Annotated in this window: 11 protein-coding genes; 4 read left to right on the forward strand and 7 right to left on the reverse strand. The window is 36.3% G+C overall.

Going from position 1 to position 17,469, the window contains the following annotated elements:
* Positions 1 to 19: 19 nt before the first annotated feature.
* From PSA_RS16390 to rlmD, 4 genes are all read right to left on the reverse strand, one after another.
* Positions 20 to 1,660, reverse strand: coding sequence for a CTP synthase (locus PSA_RS16390; RefSeq protein WP_042143093.1), 1,641 nt, complete (start codon positions 1,658 to 1,660; stop codon positions 20 to 22).
* A gap of 94 nt (positions 1,661 to 1,754) precedes the next feature.
* Positions 1,755 to 2,552, reverse strand: a complete 798-nt coding sequence (gene mazG, locus PSA_RS16395; RefSeq protein ID WP_269432806.1) for a nucleoside triphosphate pyrophosphohydrolase — start codon at positions 2,550 to 2,552, stop codon at positions 1,755 to 1,757.
* Between the two features lie 68 nt (positions 2,553 to 2,620).
* Positions 2,621 to 4,798, reverse strand: a complete 2,178-nt coding sequence (gene relA / locus PSA_RS16400) for a GTP diphosphokinase (RefSeq protein WP_042143096.1) — start codon at positions 4,796 to 4,798, stop codon at positions 2,621 to 2,623.
* Positions 4,799 to 4,828: 30 nt separating this feature from the next.
* The gene (gene rlmD, locus PSA_RS16405) at positions 4,829 to 6,199 is read right to left on the reverse strand and encodes a 23S rRNA (uracil(1939)-C(5))-methyltransferase RlmD (RefSeq protein WP_042143099.1); all 1,371 of its coding nucleotides are present in this window, start codon (positions 6,197 to 6,199) and stop codon (positions 4,829 to 4,831) included.
* A 138-nt stretch (positions 6,200 to 6,337) separates the two neighbouring features.
* Between rlmD and barA the strand changes: the two genes are divergently transcribed.
* Positions 6,338 to 9,118, forward strand: coding sequence for a two-component sensor histidine kinase BarA (gene barA / locus PSA_RS16410; protein ID WP_042143102.1), 2,781 nt, complete (start codon positions 6,338 to 6,340; stop codon positions 9,116 to 9,118).
* 67 nt (positions 9,119 to 9,185) lie between these two features.
* On the opposite strand, the gene lptG is transcribed toward barA, so the two are convergent.
* Both lptG and lptF read right to left on the reverse strand, forming a co-directional pair.
* A complete protein-coding gene (gene lptG / locus PSA_RS16415; RefSeq protein ID WP_231665384.1) occupies positions 9,186 to 10,193 on the reverse strand; it encodes an LPS export ABC transporter permease LptG in 1,008 nt (335 codons plus the stop codon).
* A 128-nt stretch (positions 10,194 to 10,321) separates the two neighbouring features.
* Positions 10,322 to 11,452 carry an LPS export ABC transporter permease LptF gene (gene lptF / locus PSA_RS16420; RefSeq protein WP_042143106.1) on the reverse strand — a complete coding sequence of 377 codons (1,131 nt, stop codon included), beginning with the start codon at positions 11,450 to 11,452 and terminating at the stop codon, positions 10,322 to 10,324.
* Between the two features lie 155 nt (positions 11,453 to 11,607).
* Here lptF and pepA point away from each other — a divergent pair, with 155 nt between their 5' ends.
* The 3 genes from pepA (at position 11,608) to PSA_RS16435 (ending at position 16,629) form a co-directional block, all read left to right on the forward strand.
* On the forward strand, positions 11,608 to 13,119 hold the full coding sequence (gene pepA / locus PSA_RS16425; RefSeq protein WP_042143107.1) for a leucyl aminopeptidase: 1,512 nt from the start codon (positions 11,608 to 11,610) through the stop codon (positions 13,117 to 13,119).
* A 152-nt stretch (positions 13,120 to 13,271) separates the two neighbouring features.
* Complete coding sequence (locus tag PSA_RS16430; RefSeq protein ID WP_042143109.1) at positions 13,272 to 13,721, forward strand: DNA polymerase III subunit chi; 450 nt, start codon at positions 13,272 to 13,274, stop codon at positions 13,719 to 13,721.
* 52 nt (positions 13,722 to 13,773) lie between these two features.
* Positions 13,774 to 16,629: a valine--tRNA ligase gene (locus tag PSA_RS16435; RefSeq protein WP_042143110.1), complete on the forward strand. Its 2,856-nt coding sequence runs from the start codon at positions 13,774 to 13,776 to the stop codon at positions 16,627 to 16,629.
* Between the two features lie 167 nt (positions 16,630 to 16,796).
* Here PSA_RS16435 and csrA read toward each other — a convergent pair whose 3' ends face one another.
* The gene (csrA, locus tag PSA_RS16440) at positions 16,797 to 16,988 is read right to left on the reverse strand and encodes a carbon storage regulator CsrA (RefSeq protein WP_042143112.1); all 192 of its coding nucleotides are present in this window, start codon (positions 16,986 to 16,988) and stop codon (positions 16,797 to 16,799) included.
* Positions 16,989 to 17,469 lie beyond the last annotated feature (481 nt).

Genomic DNA, 17,469 nt, shown 5'->3' on the forward strand with positions numbered 1-17,469 from the left:
CACGGCTTCTATTATGTCATTACGATGGTAATGATGATTTTTGATATTCTTTGGCTGCTGCAACAAAACCTTCAAATAATGGGTGTCCATCACGAGGCGTTGAAGTGAACTCAGGGTGGAACTGAGCAGCAATAAACCAAGGATGATCTTTATTTTCAATGATTTCTACTAATTTTTTATCTTCAGATAAACCAGTGAAAGCAAGACCAGCCGCTTCTAACTTTTCAATGAAGTTATTGTTAACTTCATAACGATGACGATGACGCTCAAATATTTCATCTGAACCGTATACTTCACGTACTTTAGAACCCGGCGTTAAATGACATTTTTGCGAACCTAAACGCATCGTGCCACCTAAATCAGACGCTTCATCACGTTGCTCAACTTTACCTTCTGAATCTAACCATTCAGTGATAAGGCCTACAACTGGTGCGCTAGAGTTTGAATCAAACTCCGTTGAGTTTGCATCTTCAAGACCTGCAACATTACGTGCGTACTCAATTAAAGCAACCTGCATACCTAAACAGATGCCTAAGTAAGGTACTTTATTTTCACGCGCGTATTGTGCTGTACGGATTTTACCTTCAACACCTCGGCCGCCAAAACCACCTGGTACAAGTATCGCGTCTAAACCAGCTAATACCTCTACGCCTTTGCTTTCTACGTCTTGAGAGTCAACATATTGAATGTTAACTGTGACGCGGTTTTTAAGACCTGCGTGTTTTAATGCTTCATTTACTGATTTATATGCATCTGGTAATTCAATGTATTTACCAACCATACCAATCGTTAATTCTGTTGTTGGGTTAGACTCTTGATAAAGAACCTGTTCCCACTCTTCAAGATTTGCTTCTGGACAATCTAAATGGAAGCGACGACATACTAAATCATCTAACCCTTGAGATTTTAATAATGCTGGAATTTGGTAAATGCTCGGTACATCTTTTAATGAGATAACCGCTTTTTCTTCAACATTAGTAAATAATGAAATCTTAGCGCGTTCATTTGCAGGAATTGTGCGATTTGAACGACATACCAATACGTCAGGTTGAATACCTATTGAACGAAGCTCTTTTACAGAGTGTTGCGTTGGCTTAGTTTTAAGTTCACCAGCAGCACCTAAGTAAGGTAGTAGTGTTAAATGCATGAATAATGCAGATTCACGACCTAGTTCAGTACCCAATTGACGAATTGCTTCAAGGAAAGGAAGTGATTCAATATCACCTACTGTACCGCCAATTTCTACCATAGCAATATCATAACCTTCAGCACCTTCAATTACGCGACGTTTGATGTCATTTGTAATATGCGGGATCACTTGGATGGTAGCACCTAAGTACTCACCTTTACGCTCACGACGTAAAACATCTTCAAATACACGGCCTTGTGTAAAGTTGTTTTTCTTAGTCATTTTGGTGCGAATAAAACGTTCGTAGTGACCTAAATCTAGATCTGTTTCTGCACCATCTTCTGTAACAAAAACCTCACCGTGTTGAATTGGACTCATAGTACCAGGGTCAACATTGATATATGGGTCTAGTTTTAGAATTGTCACTTTTAAGCCGCGCGCTTCTAAAATTGCAGCTAATGATGCAGCAGCAATACCTTTACCCAAAGATGAAACAACGCCACCCGTTACGAAGATAAATTTTGTACTCATGAGAACCCTAAATGTGAGAAAAAACGAAATCAAGACGGGAAAAAATTATACTAAAAAGCTCGTCTTTTCTCAATGAGAATTATAAAAAATATGATTATTTCTTTTTCTCATTTATCTTCACTTGATCCCATGCTTGCTCCATCTGCGCCAATGTAGCATCTTCAAATTTAATCTTGTGATTATTAAGGTGATATTCCACTTGCATAAACCTATTAGTAAACTTTTGATTTGCTTGACGCAATAATTGCTCAGGGTCTCGTTTTGCATGTCTGGCAACATTTACTAAGGCAAACATTAAGTCACCTATTTCTTCTGCGGTTTTATCTGAGTTTGAATCTAATTCTAACTCTTCCTCTACTTCTATGACTTCTTCTTTTACTTTTTCCCATGCACCAGATATTTCAGGCCAATCAAACCCAATATGGGCAACACGTTTTTGTATTTTATTTGCTTGGCTCAATGCTGGTAAGTTTTTAGGAATATCAGCTAAAACAGAAATCGCCTCCCCTGCTTTAATCTGTCTTTCTTTGGCTTTCTCATTTTCCCAGTTTTGCTTTATTTTATGCTCATCTTCAAGTTTTTCTTCACCAAAAACATGTGGGTGACGACGTGTCAGTTTTTCACACACAGCATCAACAACACCATTAAAGTCAAAAAGCTTATCTTCAGTGGCCAATTGTGCATAAAAAACCACTTGGAATAACAAGTCACCTAGCTCCTTTTTAAGTTCATCCATATCCCCTTGCTCTATCGCATCGGCAACTTCATAAGCTTCTTCTATTGTATGTGGTACGATTGATTGATAGGTTTGTTTTAAATCCCATGGGCAGCCTGTATTAGGAGTACGAAGCTTCTGCATGATGTTAATTAAATTTTCTATTGACTGGCTCAAAGTTTATTACCTTCTAGATATGGAAAAGGCGAAGATATACTTCGCCTTTTCATATTATTTAGTTGTTATTAATGATGACGACTGGCTTCATATACGCCTTCAATTTGCTGTACTTTTGTCAAGACGCGATTCATTGTAGATAAATCTGTAATTTCAAGCTTCATATCAAATATCGCTAACTGCTTTTGCGGCTGGGTATTTAAGCTCATATTTAATACATTGATTTTTTCATTTGCCAATACCGAGCTAATATCTCGCATCAGTGCAGGTCTATCATTAGCCTCTATGCGTATTGTTAAAGCATAGCTTGTTTGCACATCTGCAGCCCAGCTAACATCGGTGACACGTTCTGGTGTTGAGTTACTTAGTTGAATAAATTGCTCACAGTCACTTCTATGAACCGCAATGCCTCTACCTAAGGTAATATAGCCTGATATCACATCACCTGGTACTGGTTGGCAACAACCAGCAACATGGCTCATTAAGCTGCCGACACCATCAACTATAATGCCGTTTTTATCACCTTTCGTTGATACTGCTTTATGGTGATGTTTAAATTTAGGGATATCATCTTTTATTTGTTTGCTTTGTAGGTAATTTATAAATTGCGCTAAACGCACATCACCCGCACCAATTGCAACTAATAACTCATCAACTTGATTGAAATTAAAACGCTTTACCGCCCCGTCTAATTCTTTAATAGTTAAATCATGTTTTACCAGTTCAGCATCTGCAATCTCTTTGCCTGCAGCTAAGTTTTTATCTCTATCTTGTTGCTTAAACCAATGATGTATTTTAGCGCGCGCCCTAGATGACTTGATATAACCAAGTGATGGGTTTAACCAATCTCTACTTGGGCTAGGCTCTTTTTTAGTGAGGATCTCTATTTGATCTCTCGTCACTAACTGATGCGTAAATGGCACTATTTTGCCAAATATTTTAGCGCCTATACATCTATGACCGACATTAGAATGAATATAATAAGCAAAATCTAGTGGCGTAGACCCCATAGGTAAATCAACAATATCACCGGAAGGGGTAAATACATAAGCACGGTCTTCAATAACTTGATTTTTTAGCTCTTCAGCAAGTTCTTGATCATCGGCAAGACTTGAATCATCAACGACTTCTTCTTGCCATTGTAATAAAGAGCGTAACCAATTTATTTTTTGATCATACCCTGATTTTTTACTTGGTAATGATCCCTCTTTATATTTCCAATGGGCAGCAACACCCAATTCAGCATCTTCATGCATGCCTTGCGTTCGAATTTGCACTTCAACTGTTTTACCTTCAGGGCCAAGCACAACTGTATGAATTGATTGATAGCCATTAGGTTTAGGCGTGGCAACATAATCATCAAATTCTTTATGTAAATGCTGCCAGTTGGTATGCACTATCCCTAAAGCGGCATAACAATCTTGAATATGATCAACCACAACCCTTATTGCGCGAATATCAAATAACTGTTCAAAGTCATAATTCTTTTTATACATTTTTTTGTAAATGCTAAAAATATGCTTGGGGCGCCCTTCGACTTGTGCATCTACATTGGCTTCATCTAATTTAGATTGAATAGACGCGACCATATTCGTCATATAAGATTCACGGTCTAAACGTTTATCATCTAATAACTTGGCTATTTTTTTATAATACTCGGGATGCAAGTAACGAAAAGAAAGATCTTCTAATTCCCACTTTATTTGGCCAATGCCTAAACGGTTTGCTAAGGGTGCAAAAATACTACTGGTTTCTTTAGCAGCAATTACACGCTCTTCTTCACTGGCATTTTTGACACTGCGTAAATGACATACTTGTTCAGCAAGTTTAATGACAACAGCACGTACATCTTCCACCATAGCTAAAAGCATACGTCTGATATTATCTATCTGTATTGTACCTTTATTTTGGTGTGCTAAGGTACTGATTGTCGCCATTTGAAAAACACCTTTAAGCAAAGTTGCTAAAGACTTTCCTAGTTTTTCTTCAACATCTTCAATAGTGATGACTTTTCTTAAATATAAAGGTGTTAAATAGGCGGTCGCAAGTGTTTCAGGATCCATATTAAGCTCAGCTAATATTTCAACCATTTCCTTTGATTGCTCAAATGGTAAGTTTTCATCTAAATCCTGACAAAACTCAATCGCTAAACGCATGGCATCTAGCTGTTCATCATTCAAATCAATTAATTCTAGCCAATGAGTCTCTGTATCATCATTTATATGTGATTGACGAATTGAAACCATAAAACACTTCCTTTTAGCGACTAATACCTACTATGACTTTGTAAACAACGCCATAGTTTCAACATGTCCAGTGTGCGGAAACATGTTCATTAAACCAGTTTTACTTATTTTAAAACCAGCATCTATAATTAATTTACTATCTCTTGCTAAAGTTACTGGGTCGCAAGATACATACAAAATACGTGCAAAACGTTTAAGTTTAAGCTGAGATAAAATATCGAATGCCCCCGCTCTTGATGGGTCTAATACAAGCACATCGTATTCTTCATTAAACCATTTTGCCTTTGCCATCGATTCATTGAGGTCTTGACAAAAAAACCGCACATTTTCTATTTGATTATTCTTGGCATTAAATTTTGCCATCTCAACAGAGGAAGCAACACCTTCAATGCCAACCACCGAGCTTGCTCTTTGAGCCATAGGCAAACTAAAATTACCAATACCACAAAATAAGTCCAGTATTTTTTCATCACTTTTTAAATTTAACCAGTCAATTGCCTGTTTTAACATCAATCCATTAACTTTATGATTCACTTGAATAAAGTTGTCGAATGAAAAATTAAACTTAAGATTAAATTCATTTATATCGTAATGCAGAAGATGAATATTTTTATTATTAATAACAGCTTGGGTACTTGCATGTTTATCACTAAATTCATATTGACCAGTTTCGCCTTCTAATACTATTTTCCAGCCATTTTTATCCGCCTCAGATGACAGTAAATTAATATCGTTTTCAGTTAAAGCTCTAATATGACGAATTATAATTAAAGCTTGGTCTTGGGTTCTATATAACTGTAAGTGGGTAATTGATTGACCTGTTTTAAGCCTTTTTAGAAGTGGATGGAATACTTCAAATATATTACTAAAACATGACTCTAAAACTTGGCAGTTATTAATGTTGATTATCTTTTTTGAACCTTTTTGACGATAACCAAATAAATACTCTTTTTTATTTTTATCGTAAAAAACAGCGATACGTGCTGTACGGCGATACGTTAAAGGTTGGCTATCTATAGCTGATTGCCAATTTAAATCTGTATTTGCATCACCTAAAAACTTTTCAAATAATGAGTTAACCGCTTTTTGTTTTTCTACTAACTGTTGTTCTGGCGCTAAGTGCTGTAACTGACAGCCACCACATGTATTGTAATGAGTACAAAATGGTTTAACTCTGAACTCACTTGGCTTTATAACTTTGCTTACTGAAAAGCGCTCAAACTTCGCTTTAGTTTGTGTTGGACTTGCCAAAACAACTTCTCTAGGCAAAGCACCTTCAACAAAACCCACTTTGTTATTTACTCTCGTTATACCTACCCCTTCATGGTTTAAAGTATCGATAGTCAATTGCTGCTTTCCTTTTGCAACTGTTTTTTTCTGTGGCTTGAAAAATTGTGCCATTAATAATGCCTTGATTGTGTCGTCAGTAAACTAAATTGCACTTTAAATTCAATAAATAAAAGCACAATGATTGATTAAGCAAAACTTAAGCTTTACTCTTAGTAATTCAATTAAAAAAATATTAATAAATTACTTTATATGACTAAATTAGGTTTAAAAGAATGGGTTTTATTACTCACTTTAGTACCCGCAATGATCATAGGTTTAGTACTCGGATCTTATTTTACTATAAATCGTTATTTGGAATTAAATGACTTTTTAGTTGAACAAGGCACTAATATCATTGAACCTTTAGCTATTTCAGCTGAAGATGCCTTAGTCAATAAAAATAAAAATACGTTAAATCGTTTAATTAGCCATAGTCATAATAAACAATCACCTTTAATAAAAAGCATCGCCATATTCGATCATGATAATAACTTCGTTGTTACCAGTAACTACCATCGCCACTTTTCACAGCTAGAACAAAAAACAAATTCAAGCAAAAGTACTCTTGTTACATTTTACGATAATTATATCGTTTTCCATACGCCTATTTTTGATCATAATGCTTCTAGTGATAATTCTAGCTTAACTCAAGCCTTGCCTATTATTGGGTTTGTTGCAATCCAAATCAATAAAGATCAAGCCATTATGGCAAAACAACAATCAGCGATTTTTAGTCTTTTGGTTATTTTATCAACTTTAATTTTTGCGCTAATCTTTGCCTTAAAGTTAAGTCAAAGATTATCTCAACCCCTTAAAAAAATAGTATTGGCAATAGATACATTAAAAAGTGGCAATCAAGATATTTCCATAGATAGACCTATGGGCGGCGAGTTTGAACTAATTAGGCAAGGTTTAAATAACATATCCCATAATATGGTGATGCAAAAAGATGAAATGCAAAAACATATTGATCAAGCGCTCAGTGATAATCGAGAAACATTTGAACAATATGAAACACAAAATATTCAATTAAATATCGCCAAACAAGAAGCGCAAGATGCCAATAAAGTAAAATCCGATTTTTTAGCAAAAATGAGTCATGAACTTAGAACACCATTAAATGGCGTAATTGGTTTTACCAGACAACTTTATAAAACTCCGTTAAATAAAAATCAAATTGATTATCTCGATACTATTGAGTTATCTGCTAATAGTTTATTAAGTATTATTAGTGACATTTTAGACTTTTCTAAACTTGAAGCCGGCGCGATGGAATTAGAAAAAATACATTTTCAATTACGAGATACGGTAAATGAAGTGCTCACTTTATTAGCACCAAGCGCCCATGAAAAGTCATTAGAGTTATCAATTTATATCCAAGAGAAAGTGCCTGAAAACTTAATTGGCGACCCTACACGATTTAAACAAGTATTAATAAACCTGATAAGTAATGCAATTAAATTTACCGAATCAGGCAGCATTACTGTTGATATAGAATGCCGACTTTTCGATATAAAACACACCTCTTTATTGGTTGCGATTAAAGATACAGGTCATGGCATTAGTGCCGATAAGCAAGATTCTTTGTTTATGGCATTTGGCCAAGCAGATTCAAGCATTACCAGGAAATTTGGCGGTACAGGTTTAGGTTTAATCATTACTAAACATATTGTTGAAGCAATGAAGGGCGGAATTTCATTAAATTCAGCTTTAGGTAAAGGCAGCTGCTTTACATTTAATGCCATGTTTGAACTACCTGAACATAACCATATAGAAATATTACCAATTAATAGTTTAAAACAGAAACGGGTTTTATATTTTGAACCCCATGAACATTCCCATGATGCAACTTTAACAATATTAGAAAATTGGGGTATTCATGTTGAGGCATGTAAAACCATAGATGAGCTTGAAGCTGCATTGAATCAAGAGTTTAATTTCGATATGTCAATAATCGGCTATAGTGCATCACCAGATACAATGAAAGATATACGTACTTTGATCAGTATGACTCGTGAGCACACTGACTACCTTTATTTAATGGTCAATACTATTTCTCATAATATGCGTGAAGCGCTTGTTGGTATTGGTGCTGATGCTTGTTTAAGTAAACCTGTTAACCATAAGAAATTATGTGAAACGTTAGCAGCGCCATACAGGTTAGATCATCCATCTATTCATACGCCGACCACCTGCGATAAAATTTTACCTTTAAAAGCATTAGTTGTTGATGATAACGCCGCCAACCTTAAGTTGATCTGTACATTATTAGAAGAGCAAATTGAAAATTTAGATACCGCACATAACGGTGCTCAAGCGCTAAGTTTAGCTAAAACTCATAAATATGATTTAATCTTTTTAGATATTCAAATGCCTATTATGGATGGCATTACCGCCTGTAAAATGATTTTAGATTCCTCTTTAAATGAAGATACCCCGATTATTGCCGTTACAGCCCATGCACTGGCCAGTGAAAAAGAACACCTATTAAAGATTGGTTTTAGAGGATATTTAACTAAACCATTAGATGAAGATATGTTACGCCAAGCAATTCATGAATACGGTGAACATAACATGCCTAAAGCCCAGTTAAAAATACCTAAAGCTAAAACAAATTCACACATACTAAACTCACCCAATGCACCCTTTATAAGCAGTATTGTTGATTGGAAGTTAGCTTTAGAACGTGCAGGCGGAAAAAGTGGACTTGCCCATGAAATGCTTAATATGTTAATGCTGAGCATCCCTGAAACACAAAAAACCTTAGAGCAAGCCTATATAGATAGAGAGCGTGAAAAAATCCTGCAAATCATACATAAGTTTCATGGTGCATGTTGTTATACAGGCGTGCCAAAACTTAAAAATCTAGCCGAAACAATGGAGCTATCACTTAAGAAAGGTGCTTCGATACAAGATATTGAGCCGGAATTGTTTGAGTTTCAAGATGAGTTAATAAACTTAATTTCAGATGCTAATGTAGAAGAGGTTTAAGAGTTAGCGCTTTATAAATAAATTTAAATAAATCACCCTCAGTAAATCCCGAGGGTGATTTCTGTAATTAGCTTCTCTTATTAAGTAAATAAGTCGCAAAAGCGATAAATAACAGACTTGGAACGATAGCCCCTATTACTGGAGGTATTTCATAAACCAATACTATCGGTCCAAAAATCTTATCTGTTAAGTTAAATACAATGCCTGTAACAACACCCATTATGATTCTTGCACCCATAGTGACTGTTCGTAACGGCCCAAAAATAAAGGATAAAGCAACAAGTAACATCACAGCAATCGATACCGGTTGCATAATCTTACGCCAGAAAGCCAACTCATAATTACTGGTATCTTGATCATTTTGCTTTAAGTAATTTAAATAAGACACTAAACCAGTAAATGCCAAAGCCTCAGGTTTAACTGAAACAACGCCTAATTTTTCTGGTGTTAAATCCGAGTGGTAAAGTGATTGTGCTAGCTTTTCAGACGTAACTTTATCTTCACCTAAATTGATGCGGTTGACATCACTTAGCATCCAACCTTGTGCGTGAGGTATTGCAGTTTTTGCCTGAGTAACCTGCTTTAGCTCTAAAGTTTCTTTATCAAAGTTATACATATTAAGGCCATTTAATCGCCCTGATGAATCCACATTCTCTATATTTATAAATACATCACTATCCTTTGCCCAAATGCCTTTTTTAGCATTAAAAACACTGCCACCAGATATTGCCGATGCACGTAGCTCTTTTGCTTTTTTTTGCGCTTCTGGTACGCCCCACTCACCTAATGCCATCATGCACAGCGCTAAAAATAAAGCGGTTTTCATTACCGATATAATAATTTGTAAACGTGACATGCCCGCAGACTGCATCACCACAAGCTCACTATTAGACGCAAGCGCCCCTAAACCCGTTAAACCACCTATAAGCGCAGCCATAGGAAAAAATAATACTAAGTCACCTGGCATACTATATAAAGTATAAAGCCCCGCAGCCGCCAAGTCATAAGTGCCACGACCAACTGAACGTAGCTGATCAATAAATTTAATTAAGGTATTGAGACCAACTAACACCATTAATGCAAACCCTGTGGTTTGAATAATGCTACGACCTAGATACCAATCAAGTGTTTTCAACTCATCATGCCTTTTTAATAATGCTTAAAATAAACGATTCTAATTTTTAATATTAACTAATTTTTCAATCAACTAGCTGTTTTTCTAAACTTAGAAAAAATAAATGAACCTATGGGCCTGCCTTTTAAAATCAATAAGGAACCAATAAATAACGCTGATAAATGAATCCACCACAAACCAAGTGATTGCGGTATTTCTCCATCAGCTAAGGCAAACTTAGCTGCATTTAAAAATATGAAATATCCAAGATATAAACCAAGTGCAGGCACTAACTTAGCAAACTTCCCTTGACGAGGATTAACCACACTTAAAGGTACTGCTAGTAATGTTAAAATAGGAATAGATAATGGGATCGCAATACGCCACTGGAACTCAGCTCTAGCTTCATTATTATCCATAACAGCAAGATCATGGCTTGGCACCGCTTTAAGCTTTCGTCTTTTGTGTTCTATTGCTTGTTCTTGAATTTGAACTTGATAACCTTCAAATTGGGTATAGGTTAATGCTTGACTCTTATTTTTAATTTCATATCTTTTACCATCACTTAATATGAGTTTTTGCTCCCCAGATACATCTTCAACAACAGTGCCTTTATCAGCATAAACAAGTTGTGCTTTTTTGTTATCAATCGGTGTTAATTCATTTTCGTTTTCGGATTCTGGCAACTGCGCGACAAAAACACGATTTAACTCACTGCCACCTTGATTTATATCATGAATAAAAACAACCGCTTTACCATTTTCGGTTTGTTGAAAACGCCCTGCTCTTAAAGATGATAAACCCGCGTCTGCCTCAGCTTGCTCTATTAACTGATATTCTTGTTCTGCAGCCCAGGGCGCCAGATATAAAGTAACAATACCTGCGAATATCGCCATGATAAAACTTGAAACTAAAGTCACTCGTGTGACATACCACTCACTTACGCCACACGCCTTCAATACTGTCATTTCACTATCAGCATAAATCCGGCTATAAGCTAAAATAATACCGAGAAATATACTCAAAGGTAAAATTAAAGAAGCTAATTGAGGTAACTTAAGTGCCAAAAATGACATCACTAATTTGCCTGGGATCCCGCCTTCTGAAGCAGAAGTTAATATCCGAACAAACTTTTCACTTACAAAAATAGTCATCAAAGTAAAGAAGACTGCAAATTGAGATTTTAGTACCTCTGCAGTCAAATAACGAAAAATTAGCAATCTATGCCCCTATAAACATCTCTTTTCACTGGAATAGTGTGGAATTTCGAGTAAACTTGTTATTTTTAGAAGTTAATTATATGTCATTGACGCTGAAGGTACACAAAAAGTTGTAATCAGCGTCAATAGAAAGCAGATTAAAGGCAGGTGTCGCTATGGAATTTAGCGTAAAAAGCGGAAGTCCGGAAAAGCAAAGAAGTGCTTGTATTGTTGTAGGTGTATACGAACCGCGACGTTTATCTCCAATTGGTGAGCAATTAGATCGCATCAGCGATGGCTATATCTCAAATTTATTACGCCGTGGAGATTTAGAAGGCAAACCAGGACAAATGTTATTGCTTCACCATGTACCAAATGTACTGAGTGAGCGCATATTACTTGTTGGTTGTGGTAAAGAACGTGAATTAGATGACAAGCAATACAAGCAAATCATCTCTAAAACAATAAGTACTTTGAATGAAACAGGTTCAATGGAAGCTGTATGCTTTTTAACTGAACAACATGTTAAAGGCAGAGATACATACTGGAAAGTACGTCAAGCAGTTGAGACAACACAAGACAGCTTATATACATTTGATCAGCTTAAAAGTAAAAAAAGCGATACCAGACGTCCATTACGTAAAATCGTATTTAATGTACCAACACGCCGTGAACTGACAATCGGTGAGAATGCAATCGACCATGGTCTTGCAATCGCTGAAGGTATGAAGCTATGTAAAGACGTCGCTAATATGCCGCCAAATATCTGTAACCCAGCATATTTAGGCGAAGAATCGCAAAAAATTGCAGCTGAATTTGATAAAGTCACAGTTAATTTAGTAGGCGAAAAAGAAATGGCTGAGCTTGGTATGAACTCATACTTAGCGGTAGGTCGTGGTAGTGAAAATGAATCTGTTATGTCTGTTATTCATTATAACGGTGCCTCAGAAGATCAAGCGCCAATCGTTTTAGTTGGTAAAGGTCTGACATTTGACTCAGGTGGTATTTCATTAAAACCAGGCGAAGGCATGGATGAAATGAAATATGATATGGGCGGTGCTGCGGGTGTTATTGGTACTATGCGCACATTAGCGCAAATGAACTTACCTATAAATGTAATTGGTGTACTTGCTGGCTGTGAAAACATGCCTGGCTCAAATGCTTATCGTCCTGGTGATGTTTTAACAACTATGTCAGGCCAAACTGTAGAAGTATTAAATACAGATGCCGAAGGTCGATTAGTATTATGTGATGCACTTACGTATGTTGAAAGTTTTGATCCTGAACTTGTAATTGATGTTGCAACACTAACGGGTGCTGTCATTGTTGCATTAGGACATCATGCAACTGGCGTTTTAGCAAACCATAATCCATTAGCACACGATATTCTAAAAGCATCCGAGCAAAGTGGTGATAGAGCGTGGCAATTACCTTTATGGGATGATTACCAAGAACAACTTGCAAGCCCGTTTGCTGACTTTACTAATTTAGGTGGCAAAGCCGCAGGCACAATTACCGCAGCATGTTTCTTATCTAAATTTACTAAAAAGTATAACTGGGCACATTTAGACATCGCAGGCACTGCATGGAAAAGTGGCGCAAACAAGGGCGCTACAGGAAGACCAGTTCCCATGCTAGCCCAATACTTATTAAACAAAGCTGAAGAAGTTCAAACGCCAGAAGCTTAGCTGCGATATCAATGCTTTAAGTTTAGAATTTAATTACTTTTGAACTTTTAAGCTTAAAAATATATCAAGATTTAAAAATAAATCCCCTTTCGCTTTTGCGATAGGGGATTAGTTTTTATAGAATACGCCATTGCTTAAATAAAAAGACTGTTATGAACGCTATTTTTTACGTTTTAAAACACAACGAAGCGCTAGATAAATCTGAGCTGGAAACAAATATTCCTGCTCATTTTGATCTCGCTGCGCGCTTGGCCGCGGATCAATTTAGGCAAGGGAAGCGTGTTTTTATTTATACAAACGATAAAAACGACTCTCACATTATAGATGAGTATTTGTGGTCTTTTGAAGCAAACAGCTTTGTACCACATAACCTTCAAGGTGAAGGTCCTGCAAATGGGGCTCCGGTAGAAATCGGTGATTCAACTCCTGTTGGCAATAGAAGAATTTTAATTAATTTGGCAACTAAAGTGCCTGATTTTATAAACAGATTTAGTCAAGTTTTTGATTTTGTTCCTAGCGATACAAGCCTTAAACAAGCAGCGAGAGAAAGGTATAAATATTTACGACAAATGGGCGTTAATATTTCTACACAAGATATTTAAACTTGATAGATAGTTAATAGTTAAACTAAAAAATTAGATTAAGGCTCCAATAATGGAAAAAACATATAACCCGCAAGATATTGAACAGTCTTTATATCAAGGGTGGGAAGAAAAAGGTTACTTTAAACCATCTGGTAAAGGTGAAGCATATTCAATTATGATCCCACCACCAAATGTCACTGGTAGCCTACATATGGGCCATGCATTCCAAGATACCATTATGGATACCCTTACACGTTATAAGCGTATGCAAGGTAACAATACTTTATGGCAAGTTGGTACCGATCACGCTGGTATTGCAACACAAATGCTCGTTGAGCGTAAATTGGCTGCTGAAGAAGGTAAAACACGTCATGATTTAGGTCGCGATGCATTTATCGATAAGATCTGGGATTGGAAAGAGCAATCTGGCGGCACTATCACAAAACAACTTCGACGTTTAGGCGCATCAGTTGATTGGGATCGTGAACGTTTTACAATGGACGATGGTTTATCTGAAGCAGTAAAAGAAGTATTTGTTCGTTTACATAAAGAAGACTTAATTTACCGTGGTAAACGCCTAGTAAACTGGGATCCAAAGCTTCATACAGCTATCTCTGATTTAGAAGTAGAAAATAAAGATAAAAAAGGCCATATGTGGCACTTACGTTATCCTTTAGCTGATGGCCTAAAAACCAAAGAAGGTAAAGATTACATCGTAGTGGCAACAACACGTCCTGAAACTATGTTAGGTGATACAGGTGTTGCGGTTAATGCAGATGATGAACGTTACCAAGACCTGATCGGTAAAGATATCTTACTGCCTATCGTAAATCGTCGTGTCACTATCGTTGCAGATGAACATGCAGATATGGAAAAAGGCACAGGTTGTGTGAAAATCACGCCTGGTCACGACTTTAACGATAATGAAGTGGGTAAACGTCATCAACTTCCAATGGTTAATATCTTTGATAAAGACGCAGCCATATTAACACAAGGTGAAGCGTATACTTTTGATGGTAAAGAGCTTGAGTTTGACGCACCAATTCCTGAGCGTTTACATGGTTTAGACCGTTTTGCAGCAAGAAAGGCTATTGTAGCTGAGTTTGAACAAGCGGGTTTATTAGAAGAAATTGAAGACCACGGTTTAACTGTTCCTTATGGTGATCGTTCAGGTGTCGTAATCGAGCCACTACTAACAGATCAGTGGTATGTACGTGTGGCACCACTAGCTGAAACTGCAACTAAAGCAGTTGAAGACGGTGAAATTGAATTTGTGCCTAAACAATACGAAAACATGTATTTTTCTTGGATGAATGATATTCAAGACTGGTGTATTTCACGTCAACTTTGGTGGGGACATCGTATCCCAGCTTGGTATGATAACGAAGGTAATGTATTTGTTGGTCGTGATGAAGCTGAAGTACGTCGCGATAACAATATTGCTGATGATGTTGCCCTTAAGCAAGATGATGACGTATTAGATACTTGGTTCTCATCTGCACTTTGGACTTTCTCAACACAAGGCTGGCCTGCACAAACTGAAGATTTAAAAACTTTCCACCCTTCAGATGTATTAGTAACAGGTTTTGATATCATTTTCTTCTGGGTTGCGCGTATGATCATGATGACCATGCACTTCAACAAAGATGAAAATGGTAAACCACAAGTACCATTTAAAACCGTTTATGTAACAGGCCTTATTCGTGATGATAACGGCGATAAAATGTCGAAGTCTAAAGGTAACGTCCTCGACCCATTAGATATGATCGATGGCATTGATCTTGAAAGCCTAGTTGAAAAACGTACTGGTAACATGATGCAACCTAAGCTTGCTGCTAAAATTGAAAAAGATACACGTAAAGTATTTGCAGGCGGAATTGAAGCACATGGTACTGATGCATTACGTTTCACGCTAGCAGCAATGGCATCAACGGGTCGTGATATCAACTGGGATATGAGCCGTTTAGAAGGTTACCGTAATTTCTGTAATAAGTTATGGAATGCGAGCCGTTATGTATTAATGAATACTGAAGAACAAGATTGTGGTTTTACTAACGATCTTGAAAAACAATATTCATTAGCTGATCGTTGGGTTTTAGGTCAATTTGAGCAAACAGTAAAAGTATTTACTGAGCACTTAGATAACTACCGTTTTGATTTAGCAGCAAATACTATTTACGATTTCACATGGAACGAGTTCTGTGGTTGGTACTTAGAGTTGACTAAACCAGTAATAATGCAAGGCACTGAAGCTGAGCAACGTGGTACGCGCCATACATTAATTACTGTACTTGAAAGTTTGTTACGCTTAATGCACCCATTAATGCCTTACATCACAGAAACTATCTGGCAACGTGTTGCACCGCTTGCAGGTTTAAATACAACTGATACCAGTATTATGGTTCAAGCTTTCCCTTCATTTAATGAAGCGAATGTAGATACTGATTCGATGGCTGATTTAGAATGGGTTAAACAATTCATTTTAGCAATACGTAATATTCGTGGTGAAATGGACATCAGTCCTAATACGCCGCTTAATGTATTACTTAAAAATGTATCAAACGATGATCAACGCCGTTTAGATGAAAATAAAGCCTTCTTAGCTTCTCTGGCTAAACTGGAGAGCTTTACAGCTCTAAGTGATGGCGAACAAGCGCCGGCATCAGCAACTGCTATGGTAGGAAGCTTAGAAGTATTAATTCCTATGGCGGGTTTAATTGATGTTGCAGCAGAAGTTGCACGTCTAAATAAACAGTTAGAGAAATTAGAAAAAGAGCTAGGCCGTGTTACAGGTAAACTTAACAATGAAAAATTTGTGAGCAAAGCACCTGAAGCGGTACTTAATAAAGAAAAAGCAATCTTTGCAGAATTAAGTGAAGCTAAAGCAAAATTAGTTGAACAGAAAACAACGATTGAAAACCTTTAATTAGTAGATATACCAGTTCCGTTAATTAACGTAACTGGTATTAACAAAACCTCTAATATGGAGGTTTGATTAAATATTTATTATAGAAAACAAAAAATGCCAATCAGTGATCTGATTGGCATTTTTATTTTGACTTATTAACCTAAGTTATTAAATCAAATAATTACTTATTCGTTACCCGCTGAAGGGTTTGCTTTTTCAGCTTGAATGCGCATATAAATCTCTTCACGATGCACAGAGATGTCTTTTGGTGCATTTACACCGATACGTACTTGATTACCTTTAACACCCAGTACAGTAACTGTAACTTCATCACCTATCATAAGGGTCTCACCGACGCGACGAGTTAGTATTAGCATGCGCTTGCTCCTAGTATTTCATAAAATTAAAAGATTCCGTCCCTTCTTATTTTAAAGAATAAAACAGAGAAAAGTAAGTAAAAGTTCTAATTGGTTTTTTTCATACTCTTATTAAAGCTGTATTTGCTAAAAAAGCAATGAAAGACAAGCTTTTACTTGATAAAAATAGAATACGCTATTGAAACTGAATGCACCCTTTATGGAAATAAATTCACACTAAAAACATTTGATTTTTTTATATTTTAAGCTTTAAGCGCAAATTTTGAGAAATAATACTTGGAAATGACAGTTAGTTTTTGATGAAGATGTTTAAATAAATGAGTTTATTGATTTTTTACTTTTCGAGGGTAGGCACAAAAATAAAAAGCCACTTGAGAAAATATCAAACGGCTATATAGGTTTTAATGAAAAAACTTAGAGTCTAAGCTTTTTCAGAAATCCAAGCTTCAACACTGTCTAACGCTGAAGTTAGGTTTGCAGG

The organism is Pseudoalteromonas sp. '520P1 No. 423' (assembly GCF_001269985.1).
Lineage (GTDB): Bacteria > Pseudomonadota > Gammaproteobacteria > Enterobacterales > Alteromonadaceae > Pseudoalteromonas.